Annotated in this window: 15 protein-coding genes; 9 read left to right on the top strand and 6 right to left on the bottom strand. The window is 57.2% G+C overall.

Annotation, left to right across the window (positions count from 1 at the left end):
• Window positions 1-2: 2 nt before the first annotated feature.
• From LHF31_RS01890 to LHF31_RS01865, 6 genes are all read left to right on the top strand, one after another.
• Window positions 3-737: an ATP-binding cassette domain-containing protein gene (locus LHF31_RS01890; protein WP_298004388.1), complete on the top strand. Its 735-nt coding sequence runs from the start codon at window positions 3-5 to the stop codon at window positions 735-737.
• Entirely contained in the window at window positions 734-1,912 is a 1,179-nt protein-coding gene (locus tag LHF31_RS01885; protein WP_298004385.1) for an ABC transporter permease, read from the top strand. The genes LHF31_RS01890 and LHF31_RS01885 overlap by 4 nt, the downstream gene beginning before the upstream one ends.
• Window positions 1,913-1,993: 81 nt before the next feature.
• A complete protein-coding gene (locus LHF31_RS01880) occupies window positions 1,994-5,992 on the top strand; it encodes a GAF domain-containing protein (protein ID WP_303773310.1) in 3,999 nt (1,332 codons plus the stop codon).
• A 12-nt stretch (window positions 5,993-6,004) separates the two neighbouring features.
• Window positions 6,005-7,165: an FIST signal transduction protein gene (locus tag LHF31_RS01875; RefSeq protein WP_298005950.1), complete on the top strand. Its 1,161-nt coding sequence runs from the start codon at window positions 6,005-6,007 to the stop codon at window positions 7,163-7,165.
• A gap of 12 nt (window positions 7,166-7,177) precedes the next feature.
• Window positions 7,178-8,110, top strand: coding sequence for a diacylglycerol kinase family protein (locus LHF31_RS01870; protein WP_298005947.1), 933 nt, complete (start codon window positions 7,178-7,180; stop codon window positions 8,108-8,110).
• A 1-nt stretch (window position 8,111) separates the two neighbouring features.
• Window positions 8,112-9,767, top strand: coding sequence for a helicase-associated domain-containing protein (locus LHF31_RS01865; protein WP_303773309.1), 1,656 nt, complete (start codon window positions 8,112-8,114; stop codon window positions 9,765-9,767).
• On the opposite strand, the gene LHF31_RS01860 is transcribed toward LHF31_RS01865, so the two are convergent.
• Entirely contained in the window at window positions 9,741-15,704 is a 5,964-nt protein-coding gene (locus LHF31_RS01860; protein ID WP_303773308.1) for an Ig-like domain-containing protein, read from the bottom strand. The genes LHF31_RS01865 and LHF31_RS01860 overlap by 27 nt on opposite strands.
• A 155-nt stretch (window positions 15,705-15,859) precedes the next feature.
• Between LHF31_RS01860 and LHF31_RS01855 the strand changes: the two genes are divergently transcribed.
• From LHF31_RS01855 to LHF31_RS01845, 3 genes are all read left to right on the top strand, one after another.
• On the top strand, window positions 15,860-16,543 hold the full coding sequence (locus tag LHF31_RS01855) for an HAD family phosphatase (RefSeq protein ID WP_298005937.1): 684 nt from the start codon (window positions 15,860-15,862) through the stop codon (window positions 16,541-16,543).
• A gap of 94 nt (window positions 16,544-16,637) precedes the next feature.
• A complete protein-coding gene (locus LHF31_RS01850; RefSeq protein WP_303773307.1) occupies window positions 16,638-17,732 on the top strand; it encodes a PotD/PotF family extracellular solute-binding protein in 1,095 nt (364 codons plus the stop codon).
• Between the two features lie 10 nt (window positions 17,733-17,742).
• Window positions 17,743-19,992: a diguanylate cyclase gene (locus tag LHF31_RS01845; RefSeq protein ID WP_303773305.1), complete on the top strand. Its 2,250-nt coding sequence runs from the start codon at window positions 17,743-17,745 to the stop codon at window positions 19,990-19,992.
• A gap of 4 nt (window positions 19,993-19,996) precedes the next feature.
• On the opposite strand, the gene LHF31_RS01840 is transcribed toward LHF31_RS01845, so the two are convergent.
• The 5 genes from LHF31_RS01840 to LHF31_RS01820 all read right to left on the bottom strand — a co-directional run bounded on the left by LHF31_RS01840 (window position 19,997) and on the right by LHF31_RS01820 (window position 25,727).
• On the bottom strand, window positions 19,997-20,701 hold the full coding sequence (locus LHF31_RS01840) for a cyclase family protein (protein WP_298003630.1): 705 nt from the start codon (window positions 20,699-20,701) through the stop codon (window positions 19,997-19,999).
• Between the two features lie 84 nt (window positions 20,702-20,785).
• Complete coding sequence (locus LHF31_RS01835; protein ID WP_298003627.1) at window positions 20,786-22,414, bottom strand: DUF5666 domain-containing protein; 1,629 nt, start codon at window positions 22,412-22,414, stop codon at window positions 20,786-20,788.
• Window positions 22,407-22,964, bottom strand: a complete 558-nt coding sequence (locus LHF31_RS01830) for an RNA polymerase sigma factor (protein ID WP_298003624.1) — start codon at window positions 22,962-22,964, stop codon at window positions 22,407-22,409. Before LHF31_RS01830 ends, LHF31_RS01835 begins: the two co-directional genes overlap by 8 nt.
• A 97-nt stretch (window positions 22,965-23,061) precedes the next feature.
• Complete coding sequence (locus tag LHF31_RS01825) at window positions 23,062-24,591, bottom strand: beta-N-acetylhexosaminidase (RefSeq protein ID WP_303773301.1); 1,530 nt, start codon at window positions 24,589-24,591, stop codon at window positions 23,062-23,064.
• Window positions 24,588-25,727, bottom strand: coding sequence for a phosphotransferase enzyme family protein (locus LHF31_RS01820; protein ID WP_298004731.1), 1,140 nt, complete (start codon window positions 25,725-25,727; stop codon window positions 24,588-24,590). The genes LHF31_RS01825 and LHF31_RS01820 overlap by 4 nt, the downstream gene beginning before the upstream one ends.
• Window positions 25,728-25,736: the final 9 nt, after the last annotated feature.

Raw genomic sequence — 25,736 nt, 5'->3', positions numbered from 1 at the left:
CCATGATTCAAACCGAACATTTGAAGAAATCCTTTGGAAAAGTGCAGGCGGTTCAGGACGTCTCTTTCACTGCTCAGGACGGACAGATTACCGGTCTGTTAGGTCCTAACGGAGCGGGGAAGACCACCACCCTGCGCATCATTTACACTCTGCTCAAGCCCGACAGCGGTACAGTCACGGTGGATGGGATAGATGCCGTGCGCCAGCCACTGGAAGTGCTGCGCCACCTGGGGGCACTGACCGAGGCGCACGGCTTGTACGTGCGTCTGACCGCGCGCGAAAACATTCGCTACTTTGGGCGTCTGCGCGGCATGGAAGGGGAAGCGCTGGAAAACCGCATTGAAGAACTGTGCAAATTACTCGACATGCAGGAATTTATTGATCGCCGTACCGAGGGCTTTTCCAATGGACAGCGGGTCAAAGTTTCCATTGCGCGCGCCTTGCTCCACAACCCGCAAAACATTTTGCTCGATGAGCCCACTAACGGGCTGGACGTGATGGCAACACGGGCAATGCGTACGCTGATTCGCCGTTTGCGGGATGAAGGTAAGTGCGTGGTCTTTTCCAGTCACATCATGCAGGAAGTTTCACTCCTGTGCGACCGCCTGGTGGTGATTGCGCACGGGCAGGTTGTGTTGAACGGTACAAAAGAGGAAATTCGTCAACAGATGGGCACTGAAAACCTTGAAGATGCTTTTGTCGCAGCCATTGGCAGTGCGGAGGGTCTGGAAGAATGAACATCATCTGGATTGTGTTTCGCAAAGAGTGGGTGGATCATATCCGCGATCAACGGGCAGTGGTGAGCGCTTTGGCAAATGGCTTGTTTACTCCCGTGTTTATGCTGGCGATGGTACTGTTATTGGGGAAGACAATGCTGTCTTTCAATGAAGAAAACCCCGAGCCGCTGCATGTCATTGGACAGCAGTACGCTCCTGCTTTGATGCAGTATCTGGAAGCCAGTAACATTGAAATCGTCCCGGCCAGTGGGGACCTGGCTGAGGAAGTTCGTCAGGGCAAAGTCAAAATGGGGTTGATCCTTACGGAAGAGTATGCTCAGGCTTTTCGCGAAGGGCGCCCCGCCCCCGTCCAGCTGGTAATGGACACATCGCGGCAGTCCAATCTGCTGGTGATGAACAGGGTCATTAGATTGATTGAGACCTACAGCAGACAGGTGACGAGTCTGCGTCTGATGGCGCGCGGTATTGACCCGCTCATCCTGATGCCCCTCATTCCAAATATTCAGGATGTTGCCACACCGCAGTCCTCCGCCCTCCTCTTTATGAGTATGCTTCCTTTCTTTATCGCCCTTGTGGTGTTTTCGGCTGGTGCGGGGGTGATTGTGGATAGTCTGGTGGGGGAGCGGGAGCGCAATACGCTGGAGCCGCTGTTGATTAATCCCGTTCGCCGCTCTTCCCTGCTTATCGGGAAAGTTCTCACTTCTTTTTCCTTTGCGGTGATGACTGTCGGGTTGAGCCTGTTTGTTTTCTGGCTGGGGTTTCAGGTGCTTCCCATTGAAGAGTCCATCGGGTTTTCGATGACCCTCAGCGCATCTTCGATGTTCTTCATTTTCCTTCTTTGCATTCCAGAGACAGCCTTTGCGGCGGTTCTCCAGGCGTTTATTGCCAGTTTTGCCCGCAGTTACAAAGAAGCCCAGACTTTTCTGGCGGTTTTGCCGTTTGTGGTAGGCATTCCCAGCGTGGTGCTGGCGTTTGTTCCTAACCCCACCGATTTGCTTCAGGTTGCCATTCCGGGTTTTGGGCATTCCATTCTGTCGAATCGCCTGTTGCGAGGTGAGCCGGTTACTTCGCTGGAAGTTATTGTACTTCTGCTGACCACCCTGCTTTTTACGGCAGTTTTTTTATGGCTGGCGATTCGCTCTTTTCAGCGCGAGCGCATTCTTGCGAGCAAGTAATTACCTTACACTTTTGCAAGAACCCGCAGGGCAGGCATTGACGGGCTGACAATCCGGGAGAAGAAGCACTATAATAACAGCATGGATCAGCCTGTAACGGTACAAAATCGCTGGATGCTGCGAGGACAACCGGTGCGAGACTGGCTTCCGCTGGTTGTTTTGCTCCTCTATCTGGTTGTGGCGCTGGGTTTGGTGATTAATGGCGCCGCGCGGGCGCTGGATCGAAAGCTGCCCGCCCCGGCTCGGCTGTCTCTTTCCCCGTCACTGGTCGTCATCCGGAGTGCCCCCTTCCTGTCGGCGGATTTGCAGGCGGGTGACCGTATTCTGAGCGTCAATGGCGTGCCGGTAAAGTCCCGTGCGGAATGGTACGCCGCTCTGCGGAATACCTCTCCCGAAGCCGAACTGACTGTTCAGGTCTTGCGAAATAACGAGACGCTTTCTCTGCGCCTCTCTCCTGCACAGATGAAGGTGGCACAGACCCGGCAGACGTTTTTTGCCGCCCTGCTGGTGGGACTGGTGTACTGGGTGGCGGCGGCATGGATGTTCTGGGTGCGCCGGGGGCGTGCCTCAGGAAGATGGCTGGCGTTTTTCTTCCTTTCTGTCTCGGTTGCCTGTGCCGGACTGGTGGATTGGGGTACCGTTCAGCGATTTGTGCCTTTCTGGTTGCTCTCGCTGGCGCTGGCTGGGGGGGCAGCGGTTGGAGTCACCCTTCATTTTCCCCGCGAAGATGTTTTGCTGTATCGAATGGGCTGGATCCGGTGGGCGGTGTTCCTGCCGGGGCTGGCGGCTTTTGGGCTGGCGGTACAGGGATACCTCCAGTCGGAGAAGGATACGTTCTCTCTGGGGTTTCAAGGGTTAATCCTTCTGCTGGCGATTTCTGCTCTGTTTGCGCTGGGGTGGATGCTGTTCCGCCGCCAGCGTGTCCTGACTCCGGTGGAACGCGAGCAACTCCGCCACGCGCTGTTAAGCGGCGTGGTTGGGTTTACCCCGCTGGTGCTGTACTGGATCCTCAGCCTGTTCCGTCCGATGGACGCCCCTTCTGCGCTGGTTTTACTGCCTCTGGTTATCTTCCCGGTGGTCATTGGGTACACCATTCAACGCTACCGGCTTACCCAGACGGAATTCATCATCAGCCGCGCGTTGCTGTACGGCGGCATGGCGGTGCTGATTGCCGTAGGGTATGCCTTGCTGGTGTCTGGATTGTCGCTGATTACCGGGCAGGTTTTGAATGTGAATCAACCGGTGCTGCTGGGGCTGGTCTTTTTCATCCTGGCGCTGGTTTTTGTGCCTCTGCGTAATTCCCTCCAGCATGCTGTGGATGCGGTCTTCTTCCGCGGTCAGCAGGTATTCCAGGAACGTCTGCAAACCTTCTCCGGCGAATTGACCCGCGCGGTGGAGTTGAAAGCCATCCTGAACATTTTGCGCCGTTATCTGGAAGAGGCTCTCACCCCTGCACGGTTACACATCTTTGTTTATGACGCATTGAGCGATCAGTACGTGGCAACCGCCACTTCCGATGGCAAAGTGACCAGTGATTTGCGCTTTGCTCCTTCCAGCCCGCTGGTGCAGATGCTGGTGGCGAGGCGCGGTCCGGTGATGTACAACGATCAGGAAAGTATCCCGGTTGCCATGCAGGCGGAGCGGGCACGAATCGAACTGCTGGGAGCCACCCTGTTCATCCCCCTGCCAGGCAGAGAGCGCCTCTCCGGCTGGGTGGTGTTGGGCGAGCGCGTCACGGGCGAGCCCTACACCCCGCGCGAATTGGGCTTTGCCGAAGCGCTTTGTGATCAGGCGGCGCTGGCAATCGAACGCGCTCAGGTACTGGCAAACATGGAAAACCGTGTGCGCCAGATGAACGTACTCACCCGTGTGGCGCAGGGCGTCAACGTTACCCCGGGGCTGGATGATATTCTTGAGTTAATCTATGCCCAAACCAGCCAGATCATTACCTGCGATGAGTTCCGCATCATGCTCCACGATGAGCAAAACGACACCTTTACGTATGCGTTTTATCTGGAGCAGGATGAGCGCATTTCTGCCCGGGAAAACAAACCTGTTCCTGCAGGGCAGGCGCTGGAGCAGGAAGTCATTCGCCTTCAGCGTTCCATCCGCACCGACGATTACAACCGTGAAGTTCAGCGCCGCGGGGTAGGCGAACCCCGTCCGGGAGTATTTGCCTGTCTGGTCGTGCCGCTGAATACCGGTGCGCGTACCATTGGGGCAATGAGTTTATTCAGCCATGACCCCCGGGTGGAGTACACCCCCGAACAGGAAAATCTGGCGCAGTCCATTGCCAATCAGGTGGCGGGGGCTATCGTCAAAGCCCGCCTGCTGGAAGAGACCGAGCGCCGTGCCTTGCAGTTGACCACCCTCAACGAGATGACCCGCCAGTTGACCTCCACGCTGGAACTGGAGCCGTTGCTTCAGAACATCCTGCGTTCGGCGGTGGATATCCTTTCCTGCGATGCCGGCAGTCTCTTGCTGATTGACGAAGCCACCGAGGAACTGGTCTTCCGCGTGGTGGTCAGCCCGGTGGCGAATACACTGCTCAATCGCCGCCTGCCCCCCGGCAAGGGAGTGGTAGGACAGGCCGTGAAAAGTCGTCAGCCCATTATCGTCAATGATGTCAGCAAATATCCGGAATGGTTCAGTCAAACCGATCGGCAGACGGGGTATTTCACCCGCGCGTTGCTGGCAATCCCTCTGATGGTCAAGGACAAGGTCATCGGGGTTATTGAGGTCATCAACAAGAAAGATGGCTCTCCCTTCACCCGTGACGATCAGGACCTGCTCTCGGCGTTTGCCGCGCAGGCGGCGGTTGCCATTGAAAACGCCCGCCTCTACACCATGACCGATCAGGCACTGGCAGAACGCGTGGAAGAACTCTCTATCATGCAGCGCATTGATCGCGAATTAAACACCAGCCTGGATACCACCCGCGCCATGCGTACCACCCTGGAGTGGGCGATGCGCCGCAGTGGCGCGCAGGCCGGTCTGATCGGCGTTTTACAGGAAAATGGCTTGCGCATCATGGCGTCTCAGGGATATACGGATGAACTGGAGCCTTTCCAGAATGCTCCGCTCCCGCTGGATGAGTACAATCTCGATGACGCACTGAGGGAAGCCATTCCCATGCGCCGTAGCCTGACAGAAGAGGATGGCGCCCGTCTGCTGCGGCATGCCCGCTCTCAAATTCTCATCCCCATTCGTCGCGAAACCAACACCATCGGTGTGATTTTGCTGGAAAGCACCTCGCCGGAACTGGCGTCGGAAGAAGTGGTGGATTTCCTCTCTCGCCTGAGCGATCACGCTTCCATTGCCATTTTCAACGCACAGTTGTATCAGGCGGTGCAGAACGCCAACCTTGCCAAGAGCGAATTTGTGTCCTTTGTAGCGCACGAACTGAAGAACCCGATGACTTCGGTAAAAGGCTACACCGAATTGCTTGCCGCAGGTGCAGTTGGTCCGGTCAACGATGCCCAGGCGAATTTCCTCAATACCATCCGTGCCAACATTGAGCGTATGAATACGCTGGTATCTGACCTGAACGACCTCTCGAAAATCGAGGTTGGGCGCCTGCGCCTGGAGTTCAAAGCCGTCTCGCTGGCTGAAGTGGTGGAAGGGGTGGTGCGCTCCACCCGCCGTCAAATTGATGAGAAGAAACAAACGCTGGAAATCTCCATTCCTTCCGATTTACCCCCCGCATGGGCAGACCGTACCCGTCTGGAGCAGGTGCTGGTCAATCTGGTCAGCAACGCCCATAAGTACACGCCGCAGGGTGGGCATATTCTGGTTGCTGCCGAGCGTGCCAGGAACATCTGGAATCCCGAAGGTGTCCCGGAGGTCATTCATGTGTGGGTGAAGGATGATGGCATTGGCATCAGCGAAGAAGACCAGAAAAAGATTTTCCAGAAGTTCTTCCGTTCTGAAGACCCCAAGACGCGCGAAGTGCCCGGCACAGGGCTGGGATTGAACATTACCAAGAGTCTGGTGGAAATGCAGGGTGGAACCATCTGGTTCGAGAGTGAGTTCCGGAAAGGCACAACCTTCCACTTTACCGTGCCCATCTCCCAGCAGTAATGAGGGATGTCCATGACGAGAATTGCAGTTTATGGCGTAGGTCAGGGTTTGGATGGGCGGGATGCCGCCATGAAAGCCACGCAGAAAGCGCTGGATCAACTGGGGGCACTGCGCCCCGTGCTGGGGATTGTGTTTGCCTCTGAAGAATTTGACCTGAGTGAAGTGACCAGCGGCATGGCAAGCCTGCTGGGAGAAACACCCCTCTGGGGGATGAGTACGGTGCGCCCACTGGCGGGCGATCGGGAAGTGCCCCGTTCGGTGGCGGTGGCGCTGGTGGCAGGCGGTGATCTTAAGGCACAGACGCATTTCTGGAATACCTTTGCGCTGGACAGTGCCGAAACTGCCCGTCAGGTGATGCGCCATTTCCGTGCAGATTTGATGCTCCCGCAGGCGGTGCTTCTTGCCGCTGACGGCGTCAACGGTACACTGGCACCGCTCTGCTCCATGCTGGCAGATTTGCCGGTTGCTGTGGGCGGTGGGCTGGCGTCAGGTGGATATTCATCTGGAAAAGCCGCTGTGGTGGGACGGGCGCAGTCCGGGCATAGCGCGCTTGCCACGGTCACGCTGGGTGGGCGTTTTCGCCTCGGTACCGGTAGCGGGCATGGCTGGCGCGATACCGGCATACACGCCACCATTGGCAAAACCCGCGATGTGTGGATTCAGACCATTGATGACCGTCCCGCCGTGGATTTGTACGTTCAATATTTCGGACATGAAGCCCGTGAGTGGGCGTACCCCCCGCTCAACGAGGTGGTGCGCCTGTATCCGCTGGGCATTGAAAGCAACGGCAACCTGCTGGTGCGTTCTCCCCTTCGGGTGGAAGTGGACGGCAGTTTGCGCATGAGCGCGGCAGTGCCTTCCGGAAGCGTGGCACATCTCATGCTGGGCGATGCGCAGGCCTGCCTGGACTCTGCCGAAGCGGCGGTGCGCCACGCTCTGGATGAAATCGGTCCGGCGCGCCCCCTGATCGCTCTGGCGCTGGTGGATCTTGCCTGGCTACAATTGTTCAGTGTGCGTTCCGGGCAGATTATGGCGGCAATTCAGGACACGCTGGGAAGTATCCCGGTGGTGGGCGGCTATTCCCTCGGACAGATTGCCCGCCCGGCAATTAACCACGCCCCCATGATTTATAATCAAAGCGTTACCATTCTGATTCTGGCTTCACAGGAGTAAAACCACGTTTCTATGCCCGGAAAACGGGTCAGAATCATCTTTAACCCCATTGCCAATTTTGGGCGTTCCTGGGCAATTGCCTCGTCGTTACGTCCTCTGCTGACCGAACTGGGCGGCGCGGAGTGGACGGGGACGGTGTATCCCACCCACGCGGTTGAACTTGCCCGGCAGGCAGGCGAGGATGGTGTGGAAACCATCATTGCCATGGGCGGCGATGGCACCGTGCATGAAATCGTCAACGGGTTGATGAAACTTCCCCCTGAGAAACGACCTGTGCTTGCCATCGTGCCGGTAGGCACTGGCAATGACTTTGCGCATAGCCTTGGCGTGTCCGCCGATCCGGAGATTGCCCTGCGGCAGGCGTTTCAATCCCCAGCCCACACGGTGGATATTGCCCGTATCCGCGACAACCGTGGACACGAAGAGTACTGGGTCAACTCGCTGGGCATTGGCTTTGATGCGGTCATCAATATTCGCTCCCGGCGCATTCCCGTCTTTCAGGGGTTTCTGGTGTACTTTCTTGCCCTCCTGCAAGCCGTTCTGCTCGATTACACCCCCTACTGGGTGCGTTTTCGCACCGACAGGGAAGAGTGGGAAGACACGCTCTTGATGACTGTTTTGGGCAACGGCAGACGGGAAGGCGGCGGCTTTCTGATTGCTCCCCGCGCCAGTGTGTGTGATGGCGCAATTGATTTTTGCGCTGTGAGCACCATCCCCCGCATGATGATGCTCTACACCATCCCGTATTTCCTGAAAGGCACACAGGCTCATCTTTCTTATGTGCGTCTGGGGCAACTGCGCCATCTGGAACTGCACAGCGACCGTCCGCTCTTCATCCACACCGATGGTGAGATTTATGCCGCTTATCACTCCACCGTGCGCCAGTTGACGGTGGAAGCCGTGCCTTCTGCCATTCGGGTGGTGGCACCCGCCCTGGAGGGATGACATGCCTTTGCTCATGGATGTGCTCAGCGGACGGGATCTGAGCTTTCTGAAAATGGTGGCGCAGGCCTGGGGCATCGAACTGCACGGTGATGATCGCGTCACCGTGTTGAATGAGGTCATTCAGGGAATCCTTCAGCATGAGTGGCGCGATGAGGTGCTGGAAACCCTGCCGGAACGCGCCCGTCAAGCCCTGCAGGTACTGGCGCAAAATGGCGGGCGGCTTTCGTGGGCAGTGTTCACCCGGCGCTTTGGTGAAGTGCGCCCCTTTGGACCCGGTAAACGGGAGAAAGAGCGTCCGGACCTGAATCCCATCTCCCCTGCCGAGGTACTCTGGTATCGCGCCATGATTGGCAGGGCGTTTCTTCATCAGCCCGGCGAAAAAGAACCGGTTGAGTTTGCCTATATCCCGGATGACCTGCTGGATTACCTCCATCCCCTGACACAGCCCGATGAGCGCCCGTTTGGACGACCGGCATCGCCAGGGGAGGTGGCGTATCTGCAACCGGTGCGGGATGACTTGCTGGATGATCTGTGCACGCTTCTGGCGGCACTGCGGGCTGGTTTGGGCGAAGAGGAACGCAACCGCCATCTGATGCATCCCTCAGCCGTTTCCTTATGGCAGGGCTTTCTGCATGCGGCGGGGTTGCTTGACCCGCAGGGACAGCCGCTTGCCGAGCCGGTGCGGGTGTTTCTGGAAGCGCCGCGTGGAGAGGCGCTTGCCCTGCTCGTTTCAGCCTGGAAATCTTCAGAGACTTTCAATGAACTGCGCCTGATGCCCGGCCTGATTTGTGAGGGTGAGTGGCAGAACGATGTCCTGCGTGCTCGCCAGAAAGTGCTGGAACGGTTGCAATCGCTCCCCGCTGGCACATGGTGGAGCCTTTCGGCGTTTGTGCGCGCCTTTCGGGAGGAAGACCCCGATTTCCAGCGCCCGGCGGGGGATTACGATTCGTGGTTTATCCGCCGCGCGTCCGATGGCGTGTATCTGCGGGGGATTTCCTCATGGGATGAGGTGGATGGAGCGCTTCTTCGCTTTATTCTGACCGATATTCTGCACCCTCTGGGGGTGGTGGATCTGGCGCGGTTTGCTCCCGGTGGCGAGGTGAGCGCCTTTCGCCTGTCGGCGTGGGCGGAGAACCTGCTTCAGGGCGTTGCCCCAAACGGCTTACCGGCAGAAGACGGCAAATTGAAGGTGCTGTCTTCGGGAGCGGTGTTTGCCGGGCGTTCCCTGTCTCGCGCTGTCCGCTACCAGATTGCCCGTTTCTGCGAGTGGGAGGAAATCTCCGGGAATGAGTACCGCAACCGCATCACCGCCCGCAGCCTGGAACGCGCCACTGCGCAGGGATTGCGTCCGCGGATGCTGATTGCCCTGTTTCGAAAACAGGTCGAGAAGTCCCTCATTCCCCCTGCGCTGGTGCAGGGGCTGGAACGCTGGGAAAGCGTCGGAACCCAGGCCCGCCTTCAACATGCCACCCTTCTCCGGGTTGCTTCTCCTGAGGTGCTGGCGGCGTTGAAACGCTCCCGCGCCGCCCGCTTTCTGGGGGAGGAACTTTCCCCAACGGTGGTGCTGGTGCGGCGCGGCGCAGAGGATAAAGTGCTGGAAGCGCTGGTTGAACTGGGCTATTTCTCTGCTCTAGCGGATGATGAGCAGGCTCCCTGAACTTCTCCCTTCTATTTCCGGAAAGTAAACCGAATAGGCACGCGCCGGAATCACCTGAAAATCGCCGCCAAAGGTAGGAATCAGGCGGTAAAGAAGCGTGTAGGTGCCGGCAGGCAGGTACGGGGCAAACCAGCGAATGCTCCGGTCGCTGATGCGTGGAGCATTGAACCACCACCAGCCCCAGCCATCCCGCAGGGGGCTTTGCAGATCGTAAAGAGGTGAATTCTGGTCGGAGATTCTCTGCGAAGTCTTCAGCCGCGGGTTGAGGGCTTCAGCGCCGGCGGGGAAGGTGTCTTCCACCACCACGTTGTACAGGTCCTGCGGCACGGTGATGGTCAGGCGTACCAGCAGTTCGGTGCTCAATCCGCGGGTAATTTCCTGAACAGGCTGACAGGTTTGCCCGGTGCAGGGCTGGGTGCTGTCGAAATACTCCCGCTGGATGAACAGTCCCCGGGAAACGGGCGGCGCTTCGGCGGCATTCCGTCCCACAATCAGATAGGTGCGGTAGTACAGCCTGCCGTCGCCCGGTTCACGGCGGATGCGCAGGGCGTTGGGGGTTTCGGTGAGCAAATCGCTCAGTGGGATTGTGGCGGTGACCGGGTTGAGCGCATCAGCGGGCGTGCTGGCGCTCCCTGAAGCCACCACACTGCCGTTCAATTCCGCCGAGTAAGTGAATCGGGCACGCACATCGCCGGTGGAGCGCAGGGCTTCCGTCAGAGCAAGAATTGTCCAGGCTGTATCGTAAGCGCAATACCAGCCGCCGTCGGGCTGACGGTTCATGACCAGGTAGCGCACAGCATCGGGGATCAGCGTGCTGGAGGGCTCGAAGCGCGCCAGCCCGTAAATGACCACGGCGGTGTTGACAATGGGCGTTTGTCCGATCAGGTTAAACTCCCCTGTGCCCTGCCAGAAAGCGCCGCTGGCACTTCGCCCGGCGCCTGCCAGCAGTTCCTGAATGAGCGTTCGGGCGTTTTCATCTCCCGGATTGAGATTTTCCATCGCCAGAGCCAGGAAAGTCCGCCCGGCAGGCGAGAGACGGTTGCGGAAGGGGTAAAGATTTCGCATTCCGAGCGGATCGTTCCCCCACAGACTGAGGACGTATCCCTGAAATACGGTGTTTTCCAGAGTAAAGGCATCGGTTTCCCCGGTGATCTCCACTCCGGCGCTGTTCTTTGTGAGCCAGTTCTGCACCCGTTCGAGAAGGTCGGCGTCAATGGAATAGTCCTGCTGAGAGGCAAAGTGGAGTGCCAGCAGGGCGTAAGCGGTCAGGCGGGGATCTCCCTGAGAATCGTCAGGAGACCATCCCCAGTAGCCGTTGTAGCGTTCGTTTTGAATCAGGGTGCGCAGGTCGGCGCGAATGGCTTTCTCGAGGCGGTTTTTCAGGTCGGGAGTGGGCAGGTTGAAATCTTTCAATGCCCGGTAGGCGGCAAGGTTTGCCATGAGACGGGACACCACCGCCTCGTTCCAGTCATCGGGATACGCCTTGAAGGCATCCAGCGCGCTCAATACGCTCCCCGCCAGCGAAGGGCTGAGTTCAATGCGAAGTTCCCCGCCGGTGGGTTGGAAGGTGCGCGGCAGGCTCACCACCTCTAACCGTTCCCCACCCTGCGCCAGCACTCCGGCGGTGGCGTACGTCTGGTAGGCGGTAAAGCGGTACACCGGAATGGGCGCCAGTTCGGCGCGGGTGGCGTCACTGTATGCGTCTGAGATGACCCGGAACACCGGATCAATGGAGGGTACATCCTCTACCTTCACCCACCAGTCCATCCGCGCCCGCCCGCCGGCAGGCAGGTCCACCGTCTGGGTGGACCGGGTGGGATCGTCGAGGGTCAAACCGGCGGCATTCAAACTCACCTGTGCCGTGCGGGCTTGATCGGTGTTGTTGACCACCACGGCGCCGATTTGCAGATGATCTCCCACCACCAGAAAGCGCGGGACAACCGGTATCACCAGCACGGGGCGGCTGACAATCAGTTCGGCAGTGCCGCTCCCCACCCGCGAATCGCCGGTGATGCCGCGCACATCCACCACCCAGGTGGTCAGGTTATCGGGCAGGCGTACGGGCAGGGACGCGCGTCCCTGCTCATCGGTTTCTACGGCAGCAAACCAGACCGCTGTATCCTCAAACCGACTGCGGGCTCCAGTAGCGTAATCCGCTCCACCGGGACCCCCGCCGCCTCGCCCCAGGCTGGTTGTGAGGGGATGAGGAGTGGCGTGCGCCAGCGGCAGGTGGGTTCTGACGTTCAGATACACCTCTCCGTAAAAGACATCTTCTATCAGAGGTTTTTTCTCCGGGCTGAGCGCCAGCACGGCTTTATCCACCATTGCCAGCGAAAATTCTCCCTGCACCGGCATGCCAGCCGAATCGGTCAGCCTCACCTCGAGGGTCACTTCCTGCCCCGGCGCGGCGGGCGAGGTGGGTATGCCAATTTCCACGTTCAACAGCAGGGCATCTCGTTTGACGGGAAGGTCCACGTATCCGGCACGGAAGTCGGGTTGTCCGTCGGGGGTGCGCCCCAGCACAATCACCGAGGCAAACACCTTGGGCGCGTCTCGTTCTTCAATGGGTACGCGGAACGTGGCGATCCCTGATTCCAGCCTTACCACGTAGGAACGCAGAACTCGTGCGCGCTCAATGGTGATCAGCGCCAGAGCATCACTGCTGAAGGGGTTGGGAATGCTCAATACGGCGCTATCACCGGGGGCGTATTCTTCCGCGTCCCGCTCAATGGGAATGCCCCGGTTAGGACTGGCGCTGATGAGCGGTGCGCCCGCTCCACTGACCCAGATCATCACTTCGGTAAGCGCCCGTCCGCTCTGCAGGGTCAGCAGGTATGTGCCGGCTTCCGGCGGGGTGAACTCCACCCGTGCCATGCCGCGCTCATCGGTGCGCAGGTCGGTGCCAGCCACGGGGGTGAGGACGCGCTGGTACTCGGGAAAGCCAAACAGCGAGTCGCCTTCCACCGCCTGCCATTCCATGCGGCTGAAGACTGCCGTGAGGTCATGATTTCCGCTGGGCTTGCCTTCCCAGTCCACAGTATGGATGGAAAAGCCAGCCGGATCACCGGCGCGCACGCTCCAGTTTTCGGGTCTGGCGCCAATTTCAAAGTTTTCTGGATGCAGGAATATTTCAGCCTGCGCGCTCACGCTGAACTGGCTTTCATCGCTGGCGTACACATATAGGATCAAGCGGTAACGCTGAGTGGGGTTTAATGGCGTCAACTGGTCAGCCGGGATGCGGATCTCGGCGGTGCCGTCCTTTCCGGAGGTGCCATTGCCATCAGCGATGTAGGTGAAGGGATAGGGGATGCCCGTGTACATGCGCATCCAGCCGGGATTGTAGGCACCCACCCGGTATCCACCGGGCAGGTAAGGAACGTCTTCTATGGCGTTGAGCGTCCAGTGGAACGACAGATTCGATACCGGCGCACCAAAATAGTACTGCGCCGAGAGGATTGCCTGCACATCCTCTCCGAGCAGAATATCGGTGTTCTGGGGCGTCAGACTGAGGTCGAACAGTGGTTTGCGGTAATAAGCCACCTGGAAATCCTGGCTGGCTTCCCATTCCGGAACCTGTATGGTGTACCAGCCTTCGGGAGCATCGTCCGGCAGGGTGAATTCTCCGTTCCATGTGCCGTTTGGGCTGAGCGGCAGACGCATGGTCGAGGTTGGCGAGCGGCTCCCCAGTCCATCGTATGGAGCGAGAATCTGGACTTCGACTTCGCCGGGCTTCGGCAGGGTGTAGCGGTAATCGTTCTGATAGCGGAAAATGCCTTTGAAGTGCACGGTTTGACCGGGACGGTAAATGGGGCGGTCGGTGTACAGGTAAGCAAATTCCTGTCTGGACCCATACACTTGAGAAATACCCGCTTCCCACGGGGATGCCGCAGAGCGCATTTCGGTTGTGGCAATGGAAAAGTCTGCATCCCCCGGTCTCCCGCTGACGGCAAACAAATCGGAGGGCGGTTCTGAGGAATAAGGCAGGTTCACTGTACAGATGCCCTGTGCGTCGGTGACGCATTCCCCTAAAATGTTGTGAGAATCGAGCGTTGCCTGCCCGATGGAAATCCGCAGTCCCTCCACAGGGCTTTCATCCGGCAGGCTTACCGCCCAGAGATGTGCCTGATCGAGGCTGACCTTCAACGTGAGGTGAATGCGCGAACTGATCAGATAATAAAAGGACGGGGTTCGCTGATAGGGTCCTGGCGCAGAAACATTCAGCAGATAAATACCCGGCGCAAGCGGTCTCTCATCTGGCGAGATGTTCAGGTTGACTCTCCGGCTCTGGTCGGGGGCAAGGTCAAAGGTGCGGGTGAAAGAACGACCACGCAGATTCGGCGGAATTTCATTCAGGATCATGGAAGTGAGGAATTCTTCCACCTCCATCCCGGATAAAGTGAACCTTACCGAAGACAATCCGGTCACCCGTGCCGGGGTGACGGGGTTGCCCGCTGGCAGGAAGACGATTTGAGAAAAGTCCGAAGGGGCTTCCAGAATCAGCGAAGGGGGAATGCGCTCGGTCTCCATTTTCAGGGCAAGCGAGTTGCCCAGAACCTGCCCGTAGCGGTCGCGCAGGTTGCCATCCACAGAGATGGTGTACGTGGTAGATGGCGCAAACACGCCGTTGTAGCCAATGGAATAAGCGCCTTCATAGTACACGGTCAGCGAGGGAACCGGGGGATCGAAGCGGATCAGGCGCTTCAGGTCCTGGGAGCGGTCCAGCGGCGAGGTAAAGATCAATGAACCGTAGCCGTAGCCCCAGGTCACATTCATGGGCATTCCCGGCGCGGGTGTGGTGGTGGAGAGGGCAAAATCCTGCAGGGTGAGGAGGGAAAGCGTGTACGGGCGTCCCAGCGGTTGTCCGCCCCGTGAGCGGGTTTCGGAAGCCAGTGCTAGAGTGTAAACGGTATTGCGCGCCAGCAGTCTTGCCGGTTGAAAGGTGAAGGTGGTCTTTTCCTCATCCCAATCCACTCTTCCCTCGACAGGGGCTCCGCCGGGAGTGAGCAGGCGCAGGTTTTCAGCCACGCTGGCGGTATCCATGGGCTGATTGAACTTCAGGGTAATTTTCCCATCCAGTTCCAGTTGTTCTGTGTTGCCGTTTTGATCGTATTCGAGGGAGATGACCGCAGGCAATGCGGTGGTAAACCGCCATTCGGCGGGTTGCAGGGCGCTTAAATCCAGCGGAAGCCCTTCCACGCTCTGCAGGTCAGGATTGATCTGAACATTGTACTCCCTGCCGCCTTCGAGCGCCGGTTCGGGGTAAAAGATGTAGGTACTGGTATTGAGCCATTCGCCGCGCCCGTCCGCCACAGGGGAGAGCGTGAAAGCAGGGGGCAGGCTTTGCAGGTCCGCGCCCAGTGACACAACAGGACGGTTGAAGGTCACCATGACAGCCGAATCGGGGCGTATGTCCACAGAACCCGGCGCAGGGATGCGCTCTGCCACGTGGAGCGCGGTAGCGACGCGGAATCGCAGAGTGATGGCTTCCTGCAGGGCTTTGCCGTTTGCGGCGCGCGCGCTTGTCTCGAGGGTAATCTCGATATCGGCGCCCGGCGTCCATGGCTGATCGGGAATGAAGCGCACAGTGGCGTCATCCAGCCACTCAAAGCGCCCTGCCAGCGGCGGACTGCCGCGGAAAGCCCCTTCCACACTGAGGCGCTCCACAGGCTGGTTAAAGTAAAAGGTCAAACTGGAGGTGGGAGCAATCTCACTGCCGATGAAGGGATCGGTTTCAACAATGGCGGGAGGTAAATCTTCCTGAAAGCGGGGTTTGTCGCTTTGAGCGGGGGCGGGGGGCTGGGTTGGGAGGACTGAGGTGGAAGCAGGTTGTGTCCGTCCGGGTAACCAGGCAGGCAGGGAACATGCCATGCTGATCAGCAGAATGACCGACGCCAGCACAAATACTGGCGATTTTGGGCGAAGGCATGAAGAAATCATCTCGTTCCTTTCGTATCCATCCTGTCATGGGAAAGAATGATAAACCCAGCAGGTTAGCGAATCTTTACTTTGATTATACAGATTTAATGACGCTTCAGGTAAAACCAGAGTTCCCGAAATGATAACGCATCTCAAACCGGGGTATAATCGGGCGCATGAACTGGAAAGCCTTTATTTTTGACATGGATGGAACCCTGCTGGACAACATGGCGTTCCACATTGAGATCTGGCGGGAGTTTTTACACTCGTTAGGGGTACAACTGGATGAGCAGCAATTCTTACAGCGCGCGGTGGGCAGGGTCAACAGCGATATCTTGCGGGATTTTGTGCGCCCCGATTTGAGCGATGCGGAGATTCGCACCCTGGCAAAGCAAAAAGAAGCCCTGTATCGTTCGCGCTACCGCCCGCTGATGAAGGAAGTCCCCGGGTTGACTCGCCTGCTTGCCCTGGCAAAGCAGAAAGGCGTCAGGGTTGCTCTAGCCACCAGCGCGGGTGTGGAGAATGCTCACTTTGTTCTGGAAGGATTGCAGATCCAGCGCTACTTTGATGTGCTGGTCACCGGTGATCAGGTAAAACAGGGCAAACCACACCCGGAAATTTTTCTCAAAGCCGCCGAACGGTTAGACGTTCAGTCCTCCAAATGTCTGGTATTTGAAGATTCGCCGCTGGGGTTGGAGGCTGCTCACCGCGCCGGGATGGCGGGCATTGCCCTATCCACCACCTACCCGCCGGAGCAGTTGATCTCCCTGCCGGGCGTCCTTGCGGTGGTACCGGACTACACGGCTTTGCTGTCGTACAACGGTCATCTGGGGGAGTTTTTTCACTCTTTCCAAAACTGAAAAGACCTTTCAGAATAAGATTAGGGTAAAATAAGAATATCCAACCGCGAATGTCAGATTATTCGGGGTTGGGGTTTATTCCGGGGGGAGGAACATGGGGGGAGAACTCAAATTATGTTTTAAAACCATTCGAAGGCTGGGATTTGCCTTCCTGTCTGTGTTTCTGGCGGGCTGTCAGTTCGCGCCTTCTATGGTTTCTTCATCCTCTGTCCAGCGCGAACTGGTTTTTTTAAACTGGGAAAATGATGTTCCCGCCGCTGTCCTGGATCAGTTTGAACAGGAACAGGGGGTAAAGGTCGTTTACCGCACGTATGATGCTTTAGAAGAAGCAGTGCAGATCATTCGTTCCGGCGAGCGGGTGGATGTGGCGAATCTGGATGTGCGCTATATCTCTGCTCTCAAAGAAGCAGGATGGTTGCTCCCGCTCCGGCAGGATCGCCTGCCCAACTACAAATACATTTCCCCCGACTTTCGTTTTCTGACGTTTGACCCGGAAAATCATTACTCCATTCCCTATAACTGGGGCATCATCGGTTTGCTGGCGCGCACCGATTTGCTTTCCCGTCCCGCCACCCGCTGGAGTGACCTGTGGGATGAGACGCTTTCTCCTCAGGTGGCGCTCTACCGCGGCGATACGCGGGAACTGGTGGGCATTGCCCTGAAGTCTCTGGGATATTCGGTCAATACTGAAGACCCGGCAGAACTGGAACAGGCTTTTCAGCATCTGGCAGAACTGAAACGCCGGGCGGTCTTTGTGGAAGACCTGGGGTTGACCACTCCGCTGGATCTGGTGCTGGAGGGGGAAACCCCGCTTGCCATGGCGTTTGCCTATGACTGGGTTGAGGCAGGTGAGCAAACTCCGGACGTCTCCATGGTCATTCCTGAAGAAGGCACAATGCTGTGGTACGAGAGTTTTGTCATTCCGCAATCCTGCGCCGAACGGGATGCGGCAGAACTCTTTCTGAACTTTCTCATGCGTCCGGATATTGCCGCGGAGATTGCAAATTTCAATCATTATGCCACCCCAAACATGGAAGCCTGGAAAGACATCTCCCCGGAGATTCGCCAGAATCCGCTGATTTTTCCGGATAATGCCATTCTGGAACAGGCGGAAATGATTCTGCCGCTTTCCCCTCAGGGAGAAAAACGCTATCTGGAACTCTGGCACCGTTACATGGACATCCCGTGAGGTGTTACCGATGCGCTTAAGAGTATTGCCGCCTCTTTTTTATCGCTCGCTCCGTATGCGGATGATGGCATGGCTGGGGACGCTTTTGCTGGTCGTGTTTATCAGTATGGCATTTTTGGTATTTATTTTCCTGCGCGTTCGTCAGGAGAGTCTGTGGAATGCCTATTTGCAGGATCTCAATCATGAAACGGTTTCCAATGTTGAGTCCTTTCTCTCGGTTTATGAACGGGTCTTGAGAAGCCTTTCGGTTTTAAACCCTGAAGATGAGCGGACCGCCTCATTTACCCGGCAAATTTTGAGGGATTACGTAGCCTTTAAAGAAATTGTGTGGGTGGATGATTCCGGCAAGGTGGTGCTTCATCAATCCTCGGGTGAAGCCGTCATGGGAAACCTCTTTACCGTGCGCCAGTCGGTCTGGTTTCAGGCGGCATTGCGTGGGGAGCGTTACCTCAGCAGTGCCCAGCCATCTCATGATGGAGATTTCCTGCTGCTGATGGCGATTCCTGCGGAAAACGGCGGAGTGATTGCCGGGTTGATTCGTGTGGATGTATTTCTCAACCGGGTTCTCACTCGATCAAAAGATTATCCCATTCTCACCTGGATCATCAAAGAGAATGGCGAAGTCCTGGCGCATCCCAATCGGGCATGGATCCGTTCTTCGGTTCAGGAACTGCCTCTCTGGGAGGCGGTAAAACGGAACGGTAACCCGGCATGGTCAGGCAGAATCACCAGTCTGGAAGGCGGTGAAGTGCTGGCAGTTACCGCGCCGATGCAGGAGCCTGCCTGGGTGGTGGTTTCGGAAGTGCCTTTCCAGCAGGTCAGAAAAGCATCTCTTCAGGCGATTGGCGTGCTGGGCGCCGGTGTACTGGTTTTGTTCTTTGGACTGACTTACTGGAGCCGGTGGTATTTACGACTGCTGGTATTTACCCCTCTGGAGCAACTCCGTCAGGCGATTGAGCGGTGGAAGCAGGGCGAACGGCGCATTCATCTTTCCATTGACAGGGAAGATGAACTGGGAGCCCTGGCGAATGCCTTCAATGGCATGTTTGAGCAAATTAAGACCCGCGAAACCCAACTGGAAGAGCGGAATCAGGCGCTGGAACTGGAAACCGCCCGCCGCAAACATGCCATGCTGGAACTTCAGCGCATGGCAGAACAACTGGAAGAGCGGGTACGGGTACGGACCACTGAACTGGAACAGGAGATTGCCGAGCGCCGTCAAACCGAGCAGGAACTGCGCCTGAACCTGGAGCGCCTGTCTCTGCTGAACCGTTTGTTGCAAATTCATGACCCTGAGACGTCGCTGGAGCAACTGTGCCGCGAACTGGGGCAGTCTTTGAAGGCTTCACTGGTGATGTTGTTAATGCGGGAACATGCCAGCGCACGTATGGAGGTCAGGGCAGTATATTCCATGCGGGAGATGTCTTTCCCCGAGCGCCTTGACCCGCAATCAGATGTTTTCATGAAGATGTTTTATGGAAATTCCGATCGCATTGTTCCGGTCACTCTGTCTCAACTGGATACCCAGCCGCCTTTTGTAGCCGGTCTGATGAACGAAAACATCGAACATCTCTTACTGCTTCATCAAATTCCCTCCCGTTCGTCTGGCTCGCTTCTGATCGTGGGGCGAGGAGATCAGCCGTTTACCCCTATTGAAGTGCAAACGTTAGAGATTGTCTCCGGTGGTATTCAACAAATGGTTGAACTGGCTTTGCTGTATGCTTCGTTGAACGATGAACTTTCCGAGCGCCGTCGGATTGAGAATATCCTGGTTTATCAGAACACCCGCGACTCGCTGACAGGATTGTATAACCGCAGAATGTTTGAAGAGCGCATCAGTTACCGCGCGCCGCATCATACGCCGGTTTGCATCATTGCGCTGGATCTGGATCATCTGAAACGGGTCAACGATACCTTTGGGCATCTCAAAGGGGATGAGTACATCCGTCTGGTGGCGCAAGCCATTCAAGCCAGCATACGCTCTGAGGATATGGCGGCACGCGTGGGGGGCGATGAATTTGTGGTGATTCTGAACGATGCGGATGAACGCGCCGGCGAAGCCGTGGTGGAACGCATTCAAGAGACGCTCCAATCCATGCTCGATCCGGATAATCCCATTGCTGATTGGGTGCGTGTCTCGATGGGGTTAGCCATCTCTCAACCCGGAGAGCCACTGCTGGAAACCTTCCGGCGAGCCGATTCTGCCATGTATACCCAGAAACAACATCATCGGATAGAAGACAGCGCTGATGTTTTCTAAGCCCTCAGGGTAGCAATCCCAGAACACAGGCAGGAGAGCCGCTCCCGCCCACCAGCGCTAACCGTCCAATCAACACCCATGCTCCGGTGGGAGGCAGTTCATGCAGGTTGGTCAGATTTTCCAGCGCCAGCCCGTTCTGTTCGGCAATACACCGGTTCACACTGAAAGTGATATCCCGGGCGGGCTCTACGCCGGGGGTATCGCAACCCAGCCCGGCAACCTTTCGTCGGGTCATGAGGAACCGGGCGCATTCTGTGTCAAACCCCGGGAAGTGGGGAATGCGGTTTTCATCCCATCCAAAATACCGTTGGGGGGTGTCCCAGAATCTTGACCAGCCTGTATGCAGAAGCACCAGCGTGCCTGTCGGAATGGTGCCATGCTGATGTTCCCATGCCATGAGATCCTCAAGTGAGAGGGCAAAATCCCCGTTTTCGCTGGCAGGGTGGACGGCATGGATGACCACGACCGGCAAGAGGAGTTGATGGGCAGGAATTTCATCCACACTGCGCCCGCCGGGGACGAAACTGGCAGGTGCGTTGAGGTGGGTGGCGCTGTGCTCACCCATCGAGAAGGCGCGCAGGAAATACCCCGCGGTTTCAATGTCTGTGTGGGGGATAAACTCAACCGGGGGATCGCCCTGCCATTGGGGAATGGCGGGGTGAATGGGGTGAGACAGTTCGATCATTCGGGAGATCTTCAGCAGGGTCATGCCATTTCCTTCAAAAACATACCTGGCAGTCTGGAACGCCAGACTGCCAGGTATTATAACCGGAGTTTCCCCTCTTCCTACCGGTCAGGGTTTGGGCTTCTTCCCGGGCGGCGTGATTTTGGGCTTGGGGGTTTTCTCAGGTTTCCCTCTGACTTCGGGGGTGGCGGTGACTTCTACGGCTTTCTTGATGTTGCCCCAGCCCATACCGCTTTCGCGCATGGCAAAGATATCGGTTACAGGCATTCCGCTCTGCACGGACATTTCGTATGCCAGATCAATTTCTCCAAATCCATATCCCCTGCAGAACCACCCCATGATCTCTTCATAAGGCACGCCGTAACGTTCGGCAAGGCGCAGTCCTTCAGGATGCTGTTTGTCTCCGGCATCGCATCCGGCGCGGGTTCCCTGGGTCGGTTCAACGGTTGGGGTTGCTTCCAACGTAGGGGTGATTTCCGGTGTCAGGGTCAGTTCGGGGGTTTCCGAAGGCTCGGTGGTGGGTGTGGGTTGTTCTTCTTCTTCCACCTGTTCAATTTCTTTTGCCAGCCATGTGCCGTCTTCCAAGATGATGAAAGCCACATGGACAACATCTCCCACCTGCGGTGTGCCTTCAATCTCGGTCTCGGCATTGATGTACACCGGAATGCCGCTGATCACCCATTGATCTGCCGCCATGCTTTCCACCACGCCGGTAAAGCGCAATTTCTCTTTATCATTGACGGCGTAATCAAAGCGGTCAGCAACCCGGGTGCCGTCGGGGAGAATGCGCCCCCAGACCCGTACCCAATCGCCAACCTGATAGGAGAGCGTCGCCGCAAGGTCGGGAGGAACGAGGATGTTCAGTCCGGCGATCGTCCACACATCCCCGGAAATGGTGCTGATTTGCCCCTGGATGAAGAAGTCTACTGCCGGGTCGTCCACTTCTCCGCTATCATCCACCACCGTTACCTGTCCAGCGGTCAATTTCACATCTTCTCTGGGGCTGACCACCTGAACCACACCGCGTTCCACTGCAATCCGGCTGAACATCTGGTCGTTAACCAGCACCGAGAAGATGGTACCGTGAACAACGGCTTTCCCTGAAGGGGTGTTGACCTCAAAGAAGGCGGACGAATTGCGGAAAGGCACAACCGAATGGCGGGTTTCTCCACTGGTTTGTTCCAGGCGCAACTGCAAGACCTTACCCCCCTGGGTGTTTAACGTGGCAAGTTCAAGGGTGGTATCCGCATTCAGGGTGGTGCGTGAACCCTCCGGGTAAAGCAGAACCGCGCTTGAATCGGCTCGGGTGCGAATGTGTTCCCCTTCCTGTACCCGTTCCCCTTCGCTCACGGGTTGCCATTCCCCATTGCGGAGGACTTCCACCACGCCCTGCACCTCCAGAAGGGTGGCGGTGTGAACGCTGGTGGGACGTATCAGCATCACACTGGCAAACGCTATCAGCAGTACTGCCACAACGATTGCCACAGCAGGCTGAATGCGGAAGTTAAGGAACTGCCATTCCCATCGGCGCAGCGGGCGCAGGACGCGCTCGCGCTGTTCTCTAGAACGATGGGGAGACATGCCGGGATGGGGAAAGCGCTTCAGCGTGCTGGCGGTCTGGAGCAGGGGCGCCAGGTTCGCGTGTTGCGGTGGCAGAGAGGAGAGGATCTCCTCCAGCGGGGCGCCTTCTTCCATCCGTTGTAAATACTCCTGGAGTGCGGTATCCTGTTCAGACATTTGGAACCTCCAACAATTTCAGTTCTTCACGAAGAGCCATCAAGCCTCGCCGTTGAAGCCCTTTGATGGCGTCCTCACTGCGGTGCAGAATGCGCGCTACTTCTGCCAGCGGAAGCCCGTTCAAAAAACGCAGAACGAGCACGTCGCGCTGATCCTCAGGAAGACGCTGTAAGGCAAGGTACAGATCACGGATTTGATGATGAGACTGTACTGCCTCTTCAGGGCTTTGTGCCGATGCCTGGTGTTGCTCCGAAAGGTTTTCCTGCGGGTGAGATTTTCCCCGACGGTAATGGTCAATGGCAAGGTTGCGGGCAATCTGGTAAAGCCATGCCCGGAAGGGCACGCCATTCGAGCGATAGTGAGGGAGAGCCTCCACCATTTTCAGGAAAACATCCCCTGTCAGATCTGCGGCAGAATCCGCATCCCCCGTCCGGTACGCCAGAAAACGGTAGATTTCGTCGTGGTACAGTTCATATAACCGCGCCGTAGCCTCCCGGTTTCCGCGTTGGGCTCTCAGGATGAGAAGAGGAATGGTTGATGTCTCTGACATGATTTTTTCTGCAAAAGAAATGGCAGGGTTCTCTTATTAATGGAAACGAAAACCCTGCCAAAAAGAGTCGCCAAAACCCTTACAAATTTGAAAGGTTTTAATCTTCCAACTTGCGGTAGTTCACCCCTAAACGCTCCAGGCGGCTTACATGGGTGCGCAGTCGTTCCATGAACTGCTCAAAGTTTTTTTGTTCGGGGCGGCTCCAGACGACTTCGCTCAGCGCGCACAGCCGTGGAAAAGCCATGTATTCCACATGCTCCGGGGTGGGCATGTATTCCGTCCATAACTGCGCCTGCGCTCCCAGAATGAGATGGGCTTTATCGGGGGGGATTTCCGCCGGGATGGGTTCATACGCGTACACTTTCTCCAGCGGGATGAAGCCACCGATGGCAAGCGGCTCCCGCTCGGGCTGTCCCTGATAGTAATCCAGATAGGTGCAGGTATTGGGCGCCATGACCACCTCATGTCCTGCCTGTGCCGCGGCAATCCCGCCGGCTTCTCCGCGCCAGGACATCACCGCCGCGCCGGGCGCCAGTCCGCCCTCGAGAATCTCGTCCCAGCCGATCAGATGCCTGCCGCGGGCAAACAGGAAGGCGTCCATCCGGCGCACGAAGTACGATTGCAGTTCTTCCTCACTGGAGATACCCAGTTCGCGCATCCTCTGTTGAACGCGCGGGCTTTCTCGCCACTGCTGTTTGGGCACTTCATCTCCTCCAATGTGAATGAAGGGAGAAGGGAAGAGGTCCATGACTTCATCCAGCACATTTTGCAGGAAGCGGAAGGTGCTCTCTTCCACGTTAAAAATATCTTCAAAAATTCCCCAGCGGGTGGCTACCTCAACCGGACGACCGGTATTTCCCAGTTCGGGGTAGGCGGCGATGGCGGCGGTGCTGTGCCCGGGCATTTCGATTTCCGGGACGATGTTGACAAAGCGCTGGTGGGCGTATTCCACCACCTCGCGAATCTCTTCCTGGGTGTAAAAACCTCCGTGGGGAATGCCGTCAAAGCGGTCTTCAGCGGGGTCTGTCCAGCTGGGGCGCCCGATGATGGTCTCTTTCCGCCTGGAGCCCACTTCGGTCAGGCGGGGGTAGCGTTTGATTTCGATGCGCCAGCCCTGGTCATCGGTGAGATGCCAGTGGAAGGTGTTCAGTTTGTGCAGTGCCAGCAGGTCAATGAACTTCATCACAAAAGATTTGGGCATGAAGTGGCGGGAGACATCCAGCATGGCGCCCCGCCAGCGGAAACGCGGGTAATCTTCAATTTCCACGCAGGGCAGACGAAAATCTTCCTGAGAAGCCAGAACCATTTGCCGCAAACTCTGAAGTCCGTAAAACAGCCCCGCGGCTTCCCGCGCGCGGATGCGAATCTCCTCCGGGGTAATGCTGAGATGGTATCCTTCACTGCCGGGCAGATTGAGGTCGGGAATGAGTTCAAAAATCACTTTGCCCTGGGCGCCTTCTTCTCCCAGCGGCAAATCCAGCCCGGCCTGTTCCAGTTGCAAATGCGCCAGTGCGGTTACTTCTTCCGCGCCTGTCCCGGCTACCAGGGCGGTCTCGGCGGTAAACTGGAATGTGTCGGGTTGCAGGGTCATTGAGATGGGTTGGGGAACGATATGAAGAACCTTCATGAGAACCTCCCGAGGGTTGAATCGGTTTTGCACCGTTCAAGGATGCTTTCCATTGTGCCTGCCTGCTGTTCCATTTCCTGAAGCAGACGAATCTGAGTGCGCGTCCGATGCAGGTTGTGTTCGGAGTACATCACCCGATAATACACATCTCCCTGCAGGTAGTCGGTCAGGAAACGCAGGGCTTGCTCGTAGGTAATCAAGCGGGGAGCAAATGCCAGCAGTTCCCATTCCAGGGGGGTGAGTGTCTGACGGAGGGCGCTCAGAAAGCCGCGCGCTAACTGGATGAAGCGGGGAATGTCGAAATGTACCCGCGAGAGATGGATTTCATCCTCCAGTGCGGTGCTTGCCGCAGAGCGGATCAGGTCGCCAAAGTCGAATAGAAGCGACCCGGGCATGACGGTGTCGAGGTCAATCACACACAGAGCCTCGCCGCTGGTACGGTCCAGAAGCACATTGTTGATTTTGGTGTCGTTATGGGTAATGCGGGTGGGAAGGCGTCCCTGAGCCAGTGCGTCGGTGATAATATCGGCATCGGCTTCGCGGCGCTGTAAAAACTCAATTTCCTGACGGACCTGTAAAGCCCGGTTGCAGGCATCCTGTTCAACGGCATGGAAAAAGTCGTTCACCCGTTTGCGGGTGTGATGAAATTGAGGAATGGTTTCATGTAAACGGGTTCCTTCCAGCGAAGCCAGCCGGTACTGGAAATCCCCAAAGGCTCGTGCCACTTCAAAGAGGATTTTGAAGTCCTGGGTGGTTTCGTAAGTGCGTGCGCCGGTGATTCTCCGGGCGGCTCTCCAGATTCCGCCTTCCGGATCGTGCACCAGATAATCTCCCCGGGGTGTGGCAAAGAAATGCAATACTCGCCTTTCAGGGTTTTGCCCTTCGGCAAGGTAACTCTGCTGCAGATGATGGGTGACCTGTAAAATGTTTTCCATCACCTGTTCAGGGTGTGGAAAAACATGCCGGTTGATGCGCTGGAGCACCACTTCCTGCGTGCCCCGCGGGGTTTGTATCTGCGCGGCAACAGTCCGGTGAATATGACCGTTCTCAATGGGCTCAATGGCAAGGCATTCCTGGCGGGGGAAGAATTGCTCCAAAACAAACAGGAGGATGGACGGCTCTGGCATTTTGCTCATGGTTTTCCC

The sequence above is a fragment of the Anaerolinea thermophila genome (assembly GCF_020723905.1).
Classification (GTDB): Bacteria; Chloroflexota; Anaerolineae; order Anaerolineales; family Anaerolineaceae; genus Anaerolinea; species Anaerolinea thermophila_A.
The sequence above is the reverse complement of the archived record's forward strand: the minus strand, read 5'-3'. Positions and strand labels throughout refer to the sequence as shown.

Bases quoted from the DNA above. Each gene is read 5' to 3' on its own strand.
- LHF31_RS01840 (WP_298003630.1), bottom strand. From the start codon at position 20,701: ATGACCCTGCTGAAGATCTCCCGAATGATCGAACTGTCTCACCCCATT.
- LHF31_RS01835 (WP_298003627.1), bottom strand. From the start codon at position 22,414: ATGTCTGAACAGGATACCGCACTCCAGGAGTATTTACAACGGATGGAA.
- LHF31_RS01830 (WP_298003624.1), bottom strand. From the start codon at position 22,964: ATGTCAGAGACATCAACCATTCCTCTTCTCATCCTGAGAGCCCAACGC.
- LHF31_RS01890 (WP_298004388.1), top strand. From the start codon at position 3: ATGATTCAAACCGAACATTTGAAGAAATCCTTTGGAAAAGTGCAGGCG.
- LHF31_RS01860 (WP_303773308.1), bottom strand. From the start codon at position 15,704: ATGATTTCTTCATGCCTTCGCCCAAAATCGCCAGTATTTGTGCTGGCG.
- LHF31_RS01875 (WP_298005950.1), top strand. From the start codon at position 6,005: ATGACGAGAATTGCAGTTTATGGCGTAGGTCAGGGTTTGGATGGGCGG.
- LHF31_RS01850 (WP_303773307.1), top strand. From the start codon at position 16,638: ATGGGGGGAGAACTCAAATTATGTTTTAAAACCATTCGAAGGCTGGGA.
- LHF31_RS01855 (WP_298005937.1), top strand. From the start codon at position 15,860: ATGAACTGGAAAGCCTTTATTTTTGACATGGATGGAACCCTGCTGGAC.
- LHF31_RS01870 (WP_298005947.1), top strand. From the start codon at position 7,178: ATGCCCGGAAAACGGGTCAGAATCATCTTTAACCCCATTGCCAATTTT.
- LHF31_RS01885 (WP_298004385.1), top strand. From the start codon at position 734: ATGAACATCATCTGGATTGTGTTTCGCAAAGAGTGGGTGGATCATATC.
- LHF31_RS01880 (WP_303773310.1), top strand. From the start codon at position 1,994: ATGGATCAGCCTGTAACGGTACAAAATCGCTGGATGCTGCGAGGACAA.
- LHF31_RS01845 (WP_303773305.1), top strand. From the start codon at position 17,743: ATGCGCTTAAGAGTATTGCCGCCTCTTTTTTATCGCTCGCTCCGTATG.
- LHF31_RS01865 (WP_303773309.1), top strand. From the start codon at position 8,112: ATGCCTTTGCTCATGGATGTGCTCAGCGGACGGGATCTGAGCTTTCTG.
- LHF31_RS01825 (WP_303773301.1), bottom strand. From the start codon at position 24,591: ATGAAGGTTCTTCATATCGTTCCCCAACCCATCTCAATGACCCTGCAA.
- LHF31_RS01820 (WP_298004731.1), bottom strand. From the start codon at position 25,727: ATGAGCAAAATGCCAGAGCCGTCCATCCTCCTGTTTGTTTTGGAGCAA.